General features: G+C 67.2%; 13 protein-coding genes. 3 read left to right on the top strand and 10 right to left on the bottom strand.

From position 1 onward, the window contains the following. Positions 1-53 precede the first annotated feature (53 nt). The 6 genes from ACFE87_RS04350 to map all read right to left on the bottom strand — a co-directional run bounded on the left by ACFE87_RS04350 (position 54) and on the right by map (position 5,801). Positions 54-830, bottom strand: coding sequence for a peptidase (locus tag ACFE87_RS04350; RefSeq protein WP_375458394.1), 777 nt, complete (start codon positions 828-830; stop codon positions 54-56). Positions 831-853: 23 nt separating this feature from the next. Beyond that, positions 854-1,717, bottom strand: coding sequence for a transglutaminase N-terminal domain-containing protein (locus tag ACFE87_RS04345; protein ID WP_375458393.1), 864 nt, complete (start codon positions 1,715-1,717; stop codon positions 854-856). 13 nt (positions 1,718-1,730) lie between these two features. Then, positions 1,731-2,669: an alpha-E domain-containing protein gene (locus tag ACFE87_RS04340; RefSeq protein ID WP_375458392.1), complete on the bottom strand. Its 939-nt coding sequence runs from the start codon at positions 2,667-2,669 to the stop codon at positions 1,731-1,733. A gap of 62 nt (positions 2,670-2,731) precedes the next feature. Further along, entirely contained in the window at positions 2,732-4,168 is a 1,437-nt protein-coding gene (locus tag ACFE87_RS04335) for a circularly permuted type 2 ATP-grasp protein (protein WP_375458391.1), read from the bottom strand. A 75-nt stretch (positions 4,169-4,243) separates the two neighbouring features. Further along, positions 4,244-4,933, bottom strand: a complete 690-nt coding sequence (radC, locus tag ACFE87_RS04330; RefSeq protein ID WP_375458390.1) for a DNA repair protein RadC — start codon at positions 4,931-4,933, stop codon at positions 4,244-4,246. 37 nt (positions 4,934-4,970) lie between these two features. Next, complete coding sequence (gene map, locus ACFE87_RS04325) at positions 4,971-5,801, bottom strand: type I methionyl aminopeptidase (RefSeq protein WP_375458389.1); 831 nt, start codon at positions 5,799-5,801, stop codon at positions 4,971-4,973. Positions 5,802-5,945: 144 nt separating this feature from the next. Between map and ACFE87_RS04320 the strand changes: the two genes are divergently transcribed. The 3 genes from ACFE87_RS04320 to sufA all read left to right on the top strand — a co-directional run bounded on the left by ACFE87_RS04320 (position 5,946) and on the right by sufA (position 8,011). Continuing rightward, positions 5,946-6,803, top strand: a complete 858-nt coding sequence (locus tag ACFE87_RS04320; protein WP_375458388.1) for an FkbM family methyltransferase — start codon at positions 5,946-5,948, stop codon at positions 6,801-6,803. Beyond that, positions 6,800-7,546, top strand: a complete 747-nt coding sequence (locus ACFE87_RS04315; protein ID WP_375458387.1) for a competence/damage-inducible protein A — start codon at positions 6,800-6,802, stop codon at positions 7,544-7,546. Before ACFE87_RS04320 ends, ACFE87_RS04315 begins: the two co-directional genes overlap by 4 nt. 90 nt (positions 7,547-7,636) lie before the next feature. Beyond that, positions 7,637-8,011: a Fe-S cluster assembly scaffold SufA gene (gene sufA, locus ACFE87_RS04310; protein WP_375458386.1), complete on the top strand. Its 375-nt coding sequence runs from the start codon at positions 7,637-7,639 to the stop codon at positions 8,009-8,011. Positions 8,012-8,079: 68 nt separating this feature from the next. On the opposite strand, the gene ACFE87_RS04305 is transcribed toward sufA, so the two are convergent. From ACFE87_RS04305 to ACFE87_RS04290, 4 genes are all read right to left on the bottom strand, one after another. Then, positions 8,080-9,069 (bottom strand): GGDEF domain-containing protein, encoded by a 990-nt coding sequence (locus ACFE87_RS04305; RefSeq protein ID WP_375458385.1) that lies wholly within the window; start codon positions 9,067-9,069, stop codon positions 8,080-8,082. A 160-nt stretch (positions 9,070-9,229) separates the two neighbouring features. Then, on the bottom strand, positions 9,230-10,783 hold the full coding sequence (locus tag ACFE87_RS04300; protein WP_375458384.1) for a DEAD/DEAH box helicase: 1,554 nt from the start codon (positions 10,781-10,783) through the stop codon (positions 9,230-9,232). A 175-nt stretch (positions 10,784-10,958) separates the two neighbouring features. After that, positions 10,959-12,326: an ABC1 kinase family protein gene (locus ACFE87_RS04295; RefSeq protein WP_375458383.1), complete on the bottom strand. Its 1,368-nt coding sequence runs from the start codon at positions 12,324-12,326 to the stop codon at positions 10,959-10,961. Positions 12,327-12,451: 125 nt separating this feature from the next. Beyond that, positions 12,452-13,699 carry an NAD(P)/FAD-dependent oxidoreductase gene (locus ACFE87_RS04290; protein WP_375458382.1) on the bottom strand — a complete coding sequence of 416 codons (1,248 nt, stop codon included), beginning with the start codon at positions 13,697-13,699 and terminating at the stop codon, positions 12,452-12,454. Positions 13,700-13,718 lie beyond the last annotated feature (19 nt).

The raw sequence follows: 13,718 nt of genomic DNA, 5'->3' as shown, positions 1-13,718 counted from the left end.
GCTCGACATTCCGCCTGACCGTTTGAGGCTACCGGACGCTAGGCTCCAAGCGTTTAGAAGCCGTTGCGTTGCCGCCCGCCTACAACCTGGGGCTTACCGTAGGGCGGTGTCGGGATCGCCATATGGGCGGCCCGCAGGGCGGTGGACCACCGCTCGCGGAGATCGTGGAAATAGGGCTCGCCGACCTCGATCCGATGGATCAGTTCGGGCTGGATCGCGTCGCGCCGGACCACCGCGATGTCGATCGGCAGGCCGACGCTGAGATTGGACCGCATGGTCGAGTCCATGGAAATCAGCGCGATCTTCAGGGCGTCGTACAGATCCGTGCCGTGATACACGGCGCGGTCGAGAATGGGCTTTCCGTATTTGTGCTCGCCGATCTGCAGGAAGGGCGCATCCTGGCTGCATTCGATGAAGTTGCCGGCCGAGTAGATCATGTAGAGCCGCATCGGGCCGCCCGCGATCTGCCCCCCGAACAGGAAGGTACAGTTGAACCTGACCTCTGCCTCTTCGAGCGCGGGCCCGTCGACATTCCTGACATGCCGGATGACGCGGCCGATGAGCTGCGCCGCCCGGAACATCGTCGGGGCACGATGGATCGTCTCCACCTCTCCGGTGGCGGGGTTTTCGAGCCCCTCGGACAAGAGGCTCACGACCGTCTGGGACACGGACAGGTTGCCGGCCGAAGCGAGGGTCAGCACCCGGTCGCCGGGCGTCTGGAACAGGTTGAGCTTGCGATAGGTCGAGATGTTGTCGAGCCCCGCATTGGTGCGGGTGTCGGCGATCATCACGAGACCGGCTTCGACGAGCACGGCCGTGCAATACGTCATGCGATCTCCTCAGGCTCCCGCCTTCAGTTGATGTTCGAGCCTGGCTCGGACGGAGCCTGGATCTGGCTTTGGCTCTGGCGTTGCGCGAGCCCGACGAGCAGCCTGACGCTCAGATTCTCGGTCCCGCCGCCCCGCCGGCTGCCCCGGATCGGCGCGGCACCATGATAGTCGAGGCCGATCGCGACCCGCACATGGGCGTCCGTGACCGCGATCCCGTTCGTCGGATCGAACCCGACCCAGCCAAGATAGGGCACCTTGGCTTCCGCCCAGGCGTGTCCCGCGTCCTGCTGGTCCACGCCATCGTTCCGGTGGAAGTAGCCCGACACGTAACGGCACGGAATGTGAAGGTGCCGTGAAGCGGCAACGAAGATATGCGTGAGGTCCTGGCACACGCCGCGCCTCAGCGCGAAGGCCTCGGCCGCACTGGTGCCCGAATTCGTGGGCTCGACGTCGAACCGGATGGTCTCGTTGATCGCCATCAGCAGGCGGTGAAGCGTCGCGAGCGTGTCCCCGCGCGAATCCCCGAGGCCTGCCGCGAAATCGCGGATCGCATCATCCGCCGTGGTCAGGACGGTCTCCCTCAGAAAGCAGGCCTCGGGCATGCGTTCGACGGCATTGCGCACGATCCCGTCCGTGTCGCTCGTCTCGACGATGCCTTCGGCCCTGAGGGTCAGCTCGCGGACGGGCTGGTCCGCCGAGAAGGTATGGACCACGTTTCCGAAATGGTCGGAGCCGGCCGCGAGCTTGCCCTCGTCGCTCGGCTCGACCCGCCAGCGCACGACATGCTGCCCTTCATGGTCGCGGGGCGTGAGGCGAAGATATTGCAGCATCGAGCGCGCCGGCTCGGTGTAGCGGTAGCTCGTCTCGTGGATGATCGCGAGGCGCATCGATGACTCGCGATCAGCTGAGATACTGCTCGCCGATCGCGGCGCCGAGGCGATTGTTCTCGCCGATGAACTCGCCGATGAACTCGTGCAGCCCGCTCGCGAACACGCCGTCGATCCGCGATGCCGAGAGGCGTGCCAGGAGACCGGACGCGATGCGCTGGCTCGGGCCCCGCCGTCCGTAGGATTCGGCGACCAGGTCGAGGTGCCGCACCAGGATCTCGTAGCAATTCGCAAGCGAGCGCGGCATCTGCCGGTTCAGGATCAGGAGGTCGGCGACGAGCCAGGGCTTCACGCTCTGCCGGTAGACCCAGTGGTAGGCGGTGAGGGCCGACACCTCGCGCAGGATCGTCGTCCACTGGAAATAGTCGAGGCTGCCGCCGATCCCCTCGGATTCCGGCAGGAGCAGATGGTATTTCACGTCGAGGATGCGGGCCGTGTTGTCGGCCCGTTCGATCGCGTTGCCGAGGCGCGTGAACCAGAACGCGTCGTTCCTGAGCATCGTGCGATAGGCCGAGCCGTCGAAGGTCAGCGCGACGCGCTTCACCCAATCGAGGAAACGGGAGAATTCCTCGCTGCTCATTCCGTTGTCGAAAGCCTTGAGCTCGAGCCAGGCTCCGTTCAGCACATCCCACATCTCCGAGGTGAGTGCGGTCCGGACCGACCGGGCATTCTCCCGCGCCATCTGGAGGCAATGCCGGATCGAGGACGGGTTGAGCTGGCTGAAGGCCAGGAAGTCGCGAACCGTATCCTCGTTCGCATGGCCGTAATGGCTGCGGAAGAGGGAGAGGTCGCCGGCCGAATCGACGGCGCTCTCCCATTCGTTGCGCGCGCCGGCATAGCTTTGCGGGAGAGCGGCCAGGCGAACGGTCGCGTCCAGCGTGCGGGCGATGAAGTCGGCGCGCTCCGTGTATCGGGCGACCCAGAACAGGCTGTCGGCGGTGCGGGATAGCATCGGCGGGATGTCAGTCGGTCGGGCGCTGCGAAGACATGTCGAGGTGGCGACCGGCGCCGGGCTCAGGCGTCATCCAGCACCCACGTGTCCTTGGTGCCGCCGCCCTGGCTGGAATTCACGACGAGGGATCCCGGCTTCAGCGCGACGCGCGTGAGGCCGCCCGGGACGATGCGGATCTCGTCGGCGCCGGTCAGCACGAAGGGCCTGAGATCGACATGACGCGGCGCGACGCCGGACGCGACGAAGGTCGGGCATGTCGAGAGGGACAGGGTCGGCTGGGCGATGAACCCTTCCGGGAGGTGCCTGAGCTTGCGGCCGAACTCGTCGATCTCGCGGCGCGTCGCGTGAGGGCCGACCAACATGCCGTAGCCGCCGGAGCCGGAGACCTCCTTCACGACGAGATCGCCGAGATTGGCGAGAACGTGAGCCAGCGCGTCGGGCTCCCGGCAGCGCCAGCTCGGCACGTTCTGCAGGATCGCGTCCTCGCCCGTGAAGAAGCGCACGATCTCGGGCATGTAGGTGTAGACGGCCTTGTCGTCCGACACCCCCGTGCCGACGGCATTGGCGAGGGTGACGTTCCCGGCCCGATAGGCGCCCATCAGGCCCGGGACGCCGAGAACGGAATCGGGCTTGAAGACGAGCGGGTCGAGATACTCGTCGTCGATGCGCCGGTAGAGGACGTCGACGCGCGTCGGGCCCTCGGTCGTGCGCATGTAGACGACGTCGTCCTTAACGAAGAGGTCGGTCGCCTCGACGAGTTCGACGCCGAGTTTGTCGGCCAGAAACGAGTGCTCGTAATAGGCCGAGTTGTAGCGGCCCGGGGTCAGGAGAGCCACGACGAGGTCGGAGCCACGCGCTTCGGGAGCGACCGAACGCAGCGTGGCCAGGAGGGCATCGGGATAATTCTCGACCGGAGCCACGCGATGGTTCGCGAAGAGCTCCGGAAACAGCCGCATCATCACCTCGCGATTCTCCAGCATGTAGGAGACGCCGGACGGGGTGCGGGCATTGTCCTCGAGGACGTAGAACTCGTTCTCGGCCACGCGGACCACGTCGATCCCGGCGATGTGGACGTAGACGTCATGCGGGACGGCGGCGCCCTGCATCTCGAGACAATAATTCGGGTTTCGGTGGATCAAGTCGGCCGGGACGATGCCGGCCCGGATGCATTCCTGGGGGCCGTAGATGTCGGCCAGGAAGGCGTTCATCGCCCGGACGCGTTGTTTCAGTCCGCGCTCCAGGAACGCCCATTCCGACTTCATGAGCACGCGCGGGATCACGTCGAAGGGGATCAGCCGCTCCGAGGCGTCGTTGTCGCCATAGACCGCGAAGGTGATTCCGACCCGGCGGAAAAACAGCTCGGCCTGGCTGCGGCGCAGGTCGAAGGTCTCGTTCGGGGTCTCGTCCAGCCACTTCCGGAGGTGGGCATAGGCGGCGCGAACCGAGGGTGATCCTCCGTTCGTGTAACCATTCATCTCGTCGAAGGCGGTCGTTGCCATGCGGATCCCGTCGGGCTGACGCGAGATTAGAGGCAAGTCGCGTTCCATGGGAAGCGGGCCGAGAATACCCGTACTTTAGATGAGCTTCAGTCCCTTCATGCTCGCATGTCCCTCGCGCCCGACGATGATGTGGTCGTGGACGGCGATGCCGAGCGGCTTCGCGATCTCGACGATCTCGCGGGTCATGCGGATGTCGGCACTGGAGGGTGTCGGGTCGCCGGACGGATGATTATGGACGAGGATCACGGCGGTGGCCGCCAGTTCGAGCGCGCGCTTCACGACCTCGCGCGGATAGACCGGCGTGTGGTCGACGGTGCCGGTCTGCTGCACCTCGTCGGCGATCAGGAGGTTGCGCTTGTCGAGGAACAGCAACCGGAACTGCTCGGTGTCGGCGAAGGCCATGGTGGTCCGGCAATATTCGAGGACCGCGCTCCACGAGGAGAGGGCGTGACGCTTCGCGACCGCGCCGCGCGCCAGCCGCCGCGCCGCGGCCTCGACGATCTTCAGATCCGTGACGACGCCCTCGCCGAGACCGCCCTCCTGGCGAAGGCGCTGAGGCGAGGCGGCCAACACCTCGGCGAACGAGCCGAATGTGCGCACGAGGTCCTTGGCCAGCGGCTTCACGTCCCGGCGTGGGATCGAGCGGAACAGGACGAGTTCGAGGAGCTCGTAATCCGGCAGCGCCTCGCCGCCGGCCTCGGCGAAGCGCGCGCGGAGGCGGTCGCGGTGGCCGAGATAATGCGGGGGAGCGTCGTCGGAGGGCATCGGAGCGGACCCGGTCGGGCAGACCCGAGTATCGCCGTCAGGAGGCCGTATCGTAAGGCGGCTTGTGGTAACCTTTGGGCGAATAGGTGAAGACCTCCGCCCCGTTCTCGGTCACGCCGACGGTGTGCTCGAATTGCGCGGAGAGCGATCGGTCGCGCGTCACCGCGGTCCACCCATCAGACAGCACCTTCACCTGGGGCCGGCCGAGATTGATCATCGGCTCGATCGTGAACAGCATCCCGGGCCGGAGCGGCACCGAATAGCTCGGCTCGACATAATGCAGGATCGTCGGGGAATCGTGGAAGACGCGGCCGAGCCCATGGCCGCAGAAGTCGCGCACGACCGAGCAGCGCTCCGCCTCAGCCAGCGACTGGATCGCCGCCCCGATGGCGTTCGTCGTCCGGCCCGGCATCACGGCGGCGATGCCCCGGGTCAGGCATTCGTGAGTGATGTCGCAGAGCCGTGCGGCCCGCCGGGGCACCTCGCCGACGAAATACATCCGGCTCGAATCGCCATGCCAGCCGTCCAGGATCAGCGTCACGTCGATGTTGAGGATGTCGCCGTCGCGGAGCGGCTTGTCGTTCGGCATGCCATGGCACACGACGTGATTGATCGAGGTGCAGATGGAGTGCGGATACCCGCGATAGAGCAGGGTCGCCGAATAGGCGCCATGGTCGTGGGCGAAGTCCGAGACGAGCCGGTCGAGGATCTGGGTCGTCGCACCCGGCCGGACGTGCTCGACCAGAAGATCGAGCGCCTCGGCGGTCAGGCGCCCTGCACGACGCATCGCGGCGAAGGCTTCCGGCCCGTGCAGAGGGGGCGCGACTTCCCGCCGCTGCCCGAGTTTCGTGGTTTCGTCCTGGCTCATCCGTCACGATCGCCGAAGCTTCGGGGGCGCTCTTCCCGGCCCGACGGGTCCGGCTCTCTCGGCGCCAGGGTTGCGACGCCAAGTGGGTGATGCGAAGAGCACGCCTGTCCTCGATGTGGCAGGACTGGACGCCCGGCACAAGGCATGGACGAAGCAAAGCCGTTCGGCACCTACGCGCCCACGGGTTTCGTGCGCTGGGCCGTGGAGACCACGCGGTCCTTCCCGGATTCCTGGCTCGCCCGTCGGGCGGTCATCGCGATCCGGCGCATCGTCGTGTCGCGCCTGCGAGGCGCTCCCGTCGACATCGAGGCGCTCGGCGCGCGGATGAGGGTCAGGCCCTACAACAACGTGTGCGAGAAGCGCATGCTGTTCACGCCGCAGAGCTTCGATCCGAGGGAACTCGAAATCCTGGCGTCGCGGCTGCGCGACGGCTTCACCTTCATCGATATCGGCGCGAATGTCGGCGCCTATTCGCTCTTCGTCGCCTCCCGGGCCGGCTCCTCCGCCCAGGTGCTGGCGATCGAACCTCAGCCCGCCATCTTCGACCGGCTCGTCCACAACATCCGGCTGAACGCCTTCGCGAATATCAAGGCGATCGCCTGCGCCATCGCGGACAAGGCCGGAGAGGTCACGCTGTTCATCGATGCCCGCAACAGTGGCGAATCCAGCGTCAAGATCGTGGCCGCCGAAGGCGCCGAGCCGATCCGCGTTCCGGCCAAGACCCTCCTCGACCTCGTCCGGGAGGAAGGGTTCACGCGGATCGACGCGATCAAGCTCGACGTCGAGGGCGCCGAGGACATCGTGCTGGGCCCCTTTCTGGGCGAGGCTCCCGAGACCCTGCTTCCGTCGCTCCTGATCATCGAGGACGGGGTCCGGCAATGGCAGATCGATCTGCCGGCCCTTCTGCGTCGGCACGGCTATCGCGAGATCGCGAAGACGCGGCTGAACCTCGTCTACGAACGCATCGCCGGAGCATCGCTTCCGGCCGGGACCTCCGCATGACCGACACTCCCGTGACCGCCGCATTGCTCGTGATCGGCGACGAGATCCTGTCCGGCCGAACCAAGGACAAGAATATCGGCTACGTCGCCGAATACCTCACCGGGCTCGGGATCGACCTCCGCGAGGTGAGGGTCGTTCCCGACGTCGAGGAGGAGATCGTCGCGGCCGTGAACGCGCTGCGGGCGCGCTACGACCACCTGTTCACGACCGGCGGCATCGGGCCGACGCATGACGACATCACGGCCGATTGCATCGCCAAGGCTTTCGGCGTCCCGATCGACGTCGATCCGCGCGCCGTCGAGATGCTGCTGCAGCGGATCAAGCGAGAGGACCTGAACGAGGCGCGGCTCAGGATGGCCCGCATCCCGCAGGGTGCCGACCTCATCGAGAACCCGATCTCGCGCGCGCCTGGTTTCCGCATCGGCAATGTCGTCGTGATGGCAGGCGTCCCGGCCATCATGCAGGCGATGCTGGACAACGTCGTCCCGGGGCTCGTCAAGGGCGTGCCGGTCACGGCCGTGACGATCGAGGCCACCGGTCTGCCGGAAGGGCTCTATGCGGCCGGGCTCGGCAAGATCGCGGCCAGCCATGCCGATCTGTCGATCGGCTCCTACCCGTCCTACTCGCCGGGCGGCTTCACGAACCAGATCATCGTTCGGGGCCGGGACATGGCACTGCTGCAGGAGGCCGAGACCAGGATACGGGCCCTGCTCGATCGGCTGCGGACCGAGCGGCCGTCCTGAAAGGGGCGCGACCGTCGGTTTTGAAATCTCAACCCTCCGACGCTACATAAGACGATCGCGGGCGAAGTTTGGCCTGCTGGGACAGATCAGATGTCGGGCTTCAAGGTTGTCTCGCTCACGGACGCGGCGGCGAACCGGGTCAAGTCGATCATGGCCAAGGCCGAGAAGCCGATCGCCGGGCTTCGCGTCGGGGTGAAGAATGGAGGCTGCGCCGGCATGTCCTACACGATGGAATATGCCGACGAGATCCGGGCCCAGGACGAGGTCGTCGAGGATCGTGGCGTCAAGATCCTGATCGACCCGAAGGCGGTCCTCTTCCTCCTCGGGACAGAGATGGATTTCGAAACCAGCAAGATGTCGTCCGGCTTCACGTTCAGGAACCCGAACCAGACCTCGGCCTGCGGCTGCGGTGAGTCGGTCGCGATCACGCCGGTGAAGGCGGAGCTTGTTTCCGCCCGCGCCTGACGTCGCGGTCTCGGTGGAAGGGCAGTTCTCGCCCGGGTTTACCGACCGTTGGAAAGCGAAGGTAGGCGTCAGGCGGCCTGAGAGAGGTCGAGAGCGTCCTCGACGACGGTCCGGTTCCGCCCGGCCTGCTTGGCCCGGTACATCAACCTGTCCGCTCGCTCGAGGAGCGACACGGCCGTATCCTTCAACCCCATCACGGCGATCCCGAGCGAGACCGTGACGCGCCCGAGCGATTCGCCCGTCGATCGCTTCAGCAATTCCCGGCTCATCACATTGCGTCGGATGCGTTCCGCGCACGCGTGCGCGGATGGCTGCTCCGTCCCGGGAAGGATGATGCCGAATTCCTCGCCCCCGAAGCGGGCGAGGACGGATCCGGGCTCCACGTTCTCCCGCATCGCCCCGCTGACGAGGCGAAGCACCTGGTCGCCCGTGAGATGGCCGTAGAGGTCGTTGAAGCGCTTGAACTCGTCGATGTCGATCACGATCAGCGTGAGGGCGGACCCCTCGGCATGGGCCCGGGCAACACTCTCGGTCAGCGACGCCTCGAAATGCTTGCGGTTGGCGATCCCGGTGAGCGGATCCGTGAGGCTCTCCTGACGAACCTGGTCCAGCAGCCGGCGCAGTCCGTCGATCTCGCCTTTTGATTCCCTCAGCCGGGTCTCCAGGATCCTGTTGCTGTCCGAGATATCCCGGGTCGCCTGGACCAGCGAGCCCACCACCTCGCGCAGCCGGCTGTGCTCCATCGGGTGTTGCAGGTCGCCTGACAGAACCTCGAGCGAAGCGCCGTATTGGGCCGACGAGCCGAGGGCGGCCTCGATCAGGCCCATCACCTGGTCCATTTCGAGCAAGAGGCCGGAGCCTGCCTGCTCCGTTCCGCGGGCCAGGCGATCGGTGCCGAAATGGGCCTCGTAGAGCCGGTCGACATCGTCGCCGCTCAGCCGCTCCTGCAACGCGACGAGCCGCTTGACGGCCTCGTTCAGAGCAGGTTTCAGGCAGGTGACGTAGGTGTACCAGAGTTCATAGGCGCATGGCGACGCCGAGCGGGAATAGGCACCCATCAGCTCGGACGCTCGATGTCCGATCGACAATGTGCGATCGACCGCGTGCATGAGGACCCCTCACCATCGCGCCCCTGCTACGGTGAGCAACCAGCGGCTGTAGTCCGAGTAGATTGTCCCGACTACCACCAACAATGCGTTAAAGCCGAGAAGTCGGCAGCTACTCGCTCGGCTTCTGCTTGGAAGCACGAAGCAAGAAGGCAGGCACGTGGTCACCGAGGCCGACCACCGAGGCACCGCCGTCGCTGTCGAACGAGGATGCCCGACGCTGCTCGCGCGGAGGGGAGGGCGCCCGCACCGAACCTACGGATTGACGCGAATCGGCGGAGCCTCTGGCGGGCCCATCCTCGCGACGGGGCCTTCGAGCCGGCCGCGGGGCTTCCGCCGCTTCGGGTGAGCGCTCCTGGACGTGATCCGGAGCCGCTTCCTTCGTGCGCTCGCGCAGGGGCTCTGCCCCGGGTTCCCGCGCCCGCTCGCGGCCACGACGGGGCGAAGCAGCCCGCTCCCTGTCTGGTTTCGCAGAGCCGGAACGGCCACCACGGCTCTCGCGACCGCCGCGCGGGCGACGTTCGCGCTCCGCGCCTTCCTCGGGCTTCGGTCCCTCCCAGGCGACGGTCTGGCCCATCAGGCTCTCGATCGCCGCGAGCGAACGCTCGTCGCCCGGAGCGACCAGCGTGAAGGCGTGGCCCGTGAGGCCGGCACGCCCGGTCCGGCCGATGCGGTGGACGTAATCCTCCGCGTGATGCGGCACGTCGTAGTTGAAGATGTGGCTCACGGCCGGGATGTCGAGGCCGCGCGCCGCGACGTCGCTCGCGACGAGAAGGGCCACCTCGCCGGTCCGGAAACTGTCGAGCGCCGCCATTCGGGCCCGCTGGTCGAGATCGCCGTGCAAGGCGGCGGCATTGAAGCCGTGCCGCTTCAGAGACTTGTGGAGGAGCGCGACCTCCGTCTTCCGGTTGCAGAAGATGATCGCGTTCTTGAAGTCGGGCGCCGTCCGGATGAGCTCGCGCAGGCGCTCGCGCTTTTCCTGTCCATCCGACCCGGTCGCGTAGAGCCGCTGCGTGATCGTCGTCGCAGCCGACGCCGGGCGGGCCGTCTCGACCCTGACCGGGTTATGCAAGAAGTTGTCGGCGAGCCGCTGGATCTCGGACGGCATCGTGGCGGAGAAGAACAGCGTCTGCCGGGTGAAGGGCACGAGCTTCACGATCCGCTCGATATCCGGGATGAAGCCCATGTCGAGCATCCGGTCGGCCTCGTCGATGACGAGAAGCTCGACCCCGGTCAGGAGCAGCTTGCCGCGCTCCTGATGGTCGAGAAGGCGGCCGGGCGTCGCGATCAGGACGTCGACGCCGCGTGTGATCTTCACGTCCTGGTCGCCGAAGGACACGCCGCCGATGAGGAGCGCCACCGACAGCTTGTGGTTGATCCCGTAGCGCTCGAAATTCTCGACGACCTGGGCAGCGAGTTCCCGCGTTGGTTCCAGGATAAGCGTCCGGGGCATCCGGGCCCGGGCTCTGCCCGTCTCGAGCAGAGTCAGCATCGGCAGCACGAAGGCCGCCGTCTTGCCGGTGCCGGTCTGGGCGATGCCGAGGACGTCGCGCCTCGCCAGAACGTGGGGGATCGCTTCAGCCTGGATCGGCGTCGGCGTCGTGTAGCCGGCCGCCTCGGCCGCCTGGAGGACTTTTTCGCTCAGTCCGAGTTCAGCAAACGACATTCGGGAGGATGACCATGCCGGGCCGCCTCGCGCGACCCCAATGTGTGGCTTGATGCTCGGGGCGAGGCGTCGGCGCGCGCACGATCAAGCGCTGTCGAACCGACGGCTCCGACATTGCCAACATAAGTCCTTGACCACCATTGTCAATGAGACGGCTTGTTCTGAGCGAGATCTGTCAAGCACCGGCGGGCGGCAAGCCCGCTGCCGACAAGGCGGCAGACTGGCGAGCCGTGAGGGCGTCGAACTCGATATGCTCGATCTCGGCCTGGAACATGCGGTGAAAGTTCAACTCCGCATTGAGGTGTAGGAACACGGCGCCAAGACCGACGGCCGCCCGGTCCATGAAGACGAACTCCCGCGGCACCGTCACAGGGCCCTTCTCGCGAAGAGCCTGATGGACGGAGAAGGCCTCGCGCCGCCCGTATTCGCCGGGCTTCACGCCGTCCGCGATCGTCCGCACCCGGTCTTCGAGCAGGGGCCCGTAGATGAAGCGCGCCCAGATATTCAGGATGTCGATCAGCTCCGACGAGAGCCGTCGGAAACCCCAGGTCTCGTAGGCATGGACGACGCGGTCGCGCTCGCCATGCAGCAGGCCGTAATAGAGGTCGACGACGCCCGCCAGGAACCGGGGCGGAAACACCCGGATGCAGCCGTAATCCATGAGGTTGATGCCGGCCGGCTCGCCGCCTTCGGAGAAGACGCTGTAATTGCCGAGATGAGGGTCGCCGTGGATGACGCCGATCTGCGCGACCGGGTGCCACCAGGCCTTGAACATGGCGACGGCCAGCCGGTTGCGGATCTCGAGCGAGCCTTCCTTGAAGTTCAGGATGTTCTCGCCTTCGAGCCAGTCGAGCGTCAGCAGGCGCTTGGTCGAGAGGTCGCTCCGGACGGCCGGGACCCGGACCAGGGGCACGGACTCGAGGACGCTCCGATAGAGCGAGGCGTTCTTGGCCTCGTGCTCGTAGTCGAGCTCCTCCCGGAGCCGGTCGCCGATTTCGCCCTCGATCTCGCGGGTGTCGATGATCGAGCTCATCCGGCGCTGGACCGCGAAGACGAGCTGCAATTGCTTGAGATCGGCTTCGACGGCCGATTGCATGTCGGGATATTGCAGCTTGCAGGCGAGCGATGCTCCGTCCAGTGACGTCGCACGGTGGACTTGGCCGAGCGACGCCGCGGCGGCGGGTTTGAGGTCGAACGAGCCGAAGCGGGAGCGCCAATCCGGCCCGAGTTCGCTCATCATCCGGCGGGTCACGAAGGCGGCGCCCATCGGCGGGGCGGCGCTCTGCAGCTTCTGCAATTCGGCCGCATATTCCGGCGGCACGAGGTCGGGGACGGTCGCCATCAGCTGGGCGACCTTCATGATCGGGCCCTTGAGACCGCCCAGCGCGGCCGCGAGCGACGCGGCATTCGAGGCGTCGCCGCTCGCTCCGAAAAGCCGCTGCCCGGCCATTTTGGCCGCGACCCCGCCGACATTGGCGCCTACTCGGGCGTAGCGGGCGGCGCGCGCGGAGAAGCGGTTCGCTTCGCGATCTGGTTCAGCCATGGTCCGGGGATCGTCGCTGGTGGGCTTCAGAGATGGGGCAGGCCGGCGTGGGCCGCCAGGGTTCGCGCCCTCCCGACAAAGCCCGAGCCCTGCGGCCGTTCCGCACTGCGGTTGGGCGGGCGGGCCTAACCGGCAGCGCCGCCTCGCGACCACGCCCATGCGCCTTCCGCCGCCGCGACGCCCGTGGCGAAACAGGCCTGCAGCAGATAGCCCCCTGTCGGGGCTTCCCAATCCAGCATCTCGCCGGCCGCGAAGAGGCCCGGCCTCGCGCGCAGCATCAGCCGTTCGTCGAGATCCTCGAAGCGGATGCCGCCTGCCGTCGATATGGCCCTGTCGAGCCCGCCCGTCCCGACGACCCGGACCGGAACGGCCTTGATGAGCTGGGCCAGGCTCTGTGGCCCCGTCGGCAAGACGGTTCCCGTCGCCTCGTGCAGCAGGCCGATGCCGACCGGAGCGAGATGGGCGGCCTTGCGCAGGAAGGTCGATCCGGATTGGCGTCCTCTCGGGCGGGCAAGGGCGGCGGCCAGATCCGCGACCGATCGATCCGGCCGAAGATCGATGGACAGCGACGCCTCCTCGCCCCGCGCCAGCGCATCGCGGACCGGACTCGACAGGGCGTAGACGACGCCGCCCTCGACGCCGGCCCGCGACACCACGGCCTCGCCCAGGCGCCTCTCTCCCGCGAAGGTCACGGCGACCCGCTTCAGCGGCTCGCCCGCGAACCGTCCCGCGAAATGGTCCGTCCAGGGCACGAGCAGCGAACAATTCGCGGGCCGCAGGGCATTCGGCCGGGGCCCCAGGCCCTCCAGCACGGGCACCCATGCGCCGTCCGAGCCGAGCCGGGGCCAGCTCGCGCCGCCGAGCGCCAGGATGGTGGCGGCCGGTGGAGGAACCTCGACCGGGCCGTCCGGGGTCTCGAAGCGGAGCGCTCCGTCCGGCCCGATCCCGGTCCAGCGATGCCGGAGTGCGAGGCGAATGCCGGCGCCGTCCAGGCGGCGGAGCCAGGCTCGGAGGAGCGGCGACGCTTTCCAGCCGACGGGAAAGACGCGGCCGCTCGACCCCACCATCGTCTCCTGGCCGAGGTCGGCCGCCCAGGCCCGCAGAGCCTCGGGTGGAAACCGGTCGAGATAGGGTCGTAGCCGCTCCGCTCCCGAGCCGTAGCGGGTCAGGAAGAGGTCGAGCGCCTCGCTGTGGGTAAGGTTGAGGCCGCCCCGGCCCGCGAGGAGGAATTTACGGCCGACCGACGGCATCCGGTCATAGACGACGACCTCGCCGCCTCTGGCGGCCAGGGTCTCGGCCGCCAGAAGCCCGGCCGGGCCCGCCCCGATCACCGCGAAAGGGCCCGGCGCAGCGCGAGGCGTGGACGAGATCATCCCGTCTCATGCAAGCTGA

This window comes from uncultured Enterovirga sp. (assembly GCF_964242715.1).
Lineage (GTDB): Bacteria > Pseudomonadota > Alphaproteobacteria > Rhizobiales > Beijerinckiaceae > Enterovirga.
Note: the sequence above shows the minus strand (reverse complement) of the source record. Positions and strands in the feature narration are given on the sequence as shown.

Bases quoted from the DNA above. Each gene is read 5' to 3' on its own strand.
- ACFE87_RS04350 (WP_375458394.1), bottom strand. From the start codon at position 830: ATGACGTATTGCACGGCCGTGCTCGTCGAAGCCGGTCTCGTGATGATC.
- ACFE87_RS04345 (WP_375458393.1), bottom strand. From the start codon at position 1,717: ATGCGCCTCGCGATCATCCACGAGACGAGCTACCGCTACACCGAGCCG.
- ACFE87_RS04340 (WP_375458392.1), bottom strand. From the start codon at position 2,669: ATGCTATCCCGCACCGCCGACAGCCTGTTCTGGGTCGCCCGATACACG.
- ACFE87_RS04335 (WP_375458391.1), bottom strand. From the start codon at position 4,168: ATGGCAACGACCGCCTTCGACGAGATGAATGGTTACACGAACGGAGGA.
- radC (WP_375458390.1), bottom strand. From the start codon at position 4,933: ATGCCCTCCGACGACGCTCCCCCGCATTATCTCGGCCACCGCGACCGC.
- map (WP_375458389.1), bottom strand. From the start codon at position 5,801: ATGAGCCAGGACGAAACCACGAAACTCGGGCAGCGGCGGGAAGTCGCG.
- ACFE87_RS04320 (WP_375458388.1), top strand. From the start codon at position 5,946: ATGGACGAAGCAAAGCCGTTCGGCACCTACGCGCCCACGGGTTTCGTG.
- ACFE87_RS04315 (WP_375458387.1), top strand. From the start codon at position 6,800: ATGACCGACACTCCCGTGACCGCCGCATTGCTCGTGATCGGCGACGAG.
- sufA (WP_375458386.1), top strand. From the start codon at position 7,637: ATGTCGGGCTTCAAGGTTGTCTCGCTCACGGACGCGGCGGCGAACCGG.
- ACFE87_RS04305 (WP_375458385.1), bottom strand. From the start codon at position 9,069: ATGGGTGCCTATTCCCGCTCGGCGTCGCCATGCGCCTATGAACTCTGG.
- ACFE87_RS04300 (WP_375458384.1), bottom strand. From the start codon at position 10,783: ATGTCGTTTGCTGAACTCGGACTGAGCGAAAAAGTCCTCCAGGCGGCC.
- ACFE87_RS04295 (WP_375458383.1), bottom strand. From the start codon at position 12,326: ATGGCTGAACCAGATCGCGAAGCGAACCGCTTCTCCGCGCGCGCCGCC.
- ACFE87_RS04290 (WP_375458382.1), bottom strand. From the start codon at position 13,699: ATGATCTCGTCCACGCCTCGCGCTGCGCCGGGCCCTTTCGCGGTGATC.